The organism is Mesorhizobium sp. M4A.F.Ca.ET.020.02.1.1, assembly GCF_004022645.1.
Taxonomy (GTDB): Bacteria; Pseudomonadota; Alphaproteobacteria; order Rhizobiales; family Rhizobiaceae; genus Mesorhizobium.
In genome coordinates this window covers 1-2,064 of the sequence record NZ_RZOI01000912.1, presented here as the reverse complement: position 1 = coordinate 2,064, position 2,064 = coordinate 1, and the positions used below count along the sequence as shown (strand labels likewise).

General features: G+C 65.4%; 2 protein-coding genes and 1 pseudogene. All 3 read left to right on the top strand.

Annotation, left to right across the window (positions count from 1 at the left end; genetic code table 11):
- Positions 1-196 (top strand): annotated as a pseudogene (locus EN742_RS32960) (cell division ATP-binding protein FtsE); the annotation flags it as partial.
- A complete protein-coding gene (locus tag EN742_RS32955) occupies positions 189-1,178 on the top strand; it encodes an ABC transporter permease (protein ID WP_126058088.1) in 990 nt (329 codons plus the stop codon). The pseudogene EN742_RS32960 and the gene EN742_RS32955, both read left to right, overlap by 8 nt.
- A 137-nt stretch (positions 1,179-1,315) precedes the next feature.
- The coding region (locus tag EN742_RS32950) for a YdcF family protein (protein ID WP_127405828.1) at positions 1,316-2,064 on the top strand (749 nt) is incomplete at its 3' end.

Genomic DNA, 2,064 nt, shown 5'->3' with positions numbered 1-2,064 from the left:
GCCCGAGATCCTGCTCGCCGACGAACCGACCGGCAATGTCGACCCGCCGCTGGCGCGCCGGCTGCTTCGGCTGTTTATCGAGCTCAACCGTCTCGGCACCGCCGTGGTCATCGCGACTCACGACCTCGGCCTGATGGAGCAGGTCGACGCGCGACGCATGATCCTCGCCGGCGGAAGGCTGGATATCTATGACTGAGCTTTCCGCCGAACATCTCCATGACCAGCCGGCCGAGATGACTGGCGTGATGCAGCGCGCCCAGCGCAGGATGGCGCCGATCGTGCCGGCTCAGAACATCGCCGGACGGGCGCTGGTGCTGGTCATCGCCATCATGACCTTCCTGTCCTGCCTGACCTTCGGCGCCGTGACCCTGGTGCGCGACACCGCCTCGGTGTGGGAAAACCAGATCTCGCGCGAGGCGACGATCCAGATCAAGCCGGTCGACGGCCTCGACATGGAGGCCGCGCTGGCTCAGGCCTCACAGATCGCCAGCGAATTTCCCGGCGTCAAGGGCACCAAAATCATCGACCGGGACGCTACCGCCCGCTTGCTGGAGCCGTGGCTGGGCACAGGCCTCAACATCGACGAATTGCCGGTGCCGCGCCTGGTGATCGTCACCATTGACGAGAACAGCCCGCCCGACTTTGCGGCGATGCGCGCCGCGATCGCGCCCAAGCTGCCGAGCGCGGCACTCGACGACCACCGCACCTGGGTCGACCGGCTCGTGGCCATGGCCCGCACCACGGTGACCATCGGCATCGCCGTACTGGTGCTGATGCTGTCGGCGACGGTGCTGACAGTGGTGTTCGCGACGCGCGGCGCTATGGCTGGCAACGGCCATATCATCGAGGTGCTGCATTTCGTCGGTGCCGAGGCGCGCTTCATCGCGCGCGAATTTCGCTGGCATTTCCTGGTCACCGGCATGAAGGGCGCCGCCGCAGGAGGCGCTGCCGCGATCCTGGTCTTCATCGTCTTTTCCTGGTGGTCGTCGCGCAACATGGCCACGCCCCAGGCGGACCAGGCGACAGCCCTGTTCGGCAATTTCGCCATCGGCTCGGCTGGCTATCTCGGCGTCGGCTTGATGGTGCTGGTGATCGGTGTGCTGACGGCGGCGACATCCCATGCCACCGTGGTCGCCTATCTCAGCGACATCGACATGCGCCAGCCGGATGGGAGCTGAGCATGATCCGGAACCGGGAGCGAGCGAATGCTGAACCGGTCATGTTCAGCAAGGGTCTGATCACGCAAGAGAAACTGCCGTAACGCAATGTGCGCCTTTTCATCTATCAAAGGCCGCATTTCAGGATTAACCATAGGATGATGGACGCGCGGGACACGACCGGGACGGCTGGACGGATGCCAGTTGCTGGTACCCGGGGGCATGGGCCCGGCAATCTGGCCCGTCTTGTCATGGTCCTTCGGATCTGTGCTTTCTCGGTCCTGGCGCTAGCGGCTCTGTTTGCCGGCGGCTTCGGCTGGTTCGCCAGCACCGTCAGCCACATGACGACGCCCGCTAACCCCGCCAGGGCCGATGCCATTATCGTGCTCACCGGTGGCCAGTCGCGCCTCGACGCGGCGATGGACCTTCTCGCCTCCGGCAAGGGCGAGCGCCTGCTGATCAGCGGCGTTCATCCTTCCGCCAGCCGCCGTCAATTGCAGGCCGCGACCGGCGGCGACAAGGCGCTGTTTTCCTGCTGCGTCGACATCGACCGCGCCGCGCTCGACACGATCGGCAATGCCGAGGAGAGCGCCAAATGGGTGGAGAGCCACGCCTATGGCAGCGTCATCCTTGTCACCAACAATTACCATATGCCGCGCAGCCTGCTGGAGATGGGGCGGCTACTGCACGGCGCCAAGCTGGAGCCCTATCCGGTGGTCAACACCAATCTCGGCAATGGCGGCTGGCTGACCAAGCCGGAAGCGTTGCGCGTGCTTTTGACCGAATACAGCAAATATGTGCTCGCGCTGGCGCGCGGCATCGTCCCGCTGCGCCAGACCGCCGACGGCATCGCCCTGGCGGAAGCCTCCGTGGTCAAGAGCGAGAAGCCGCCGGCCCGCATTACCCC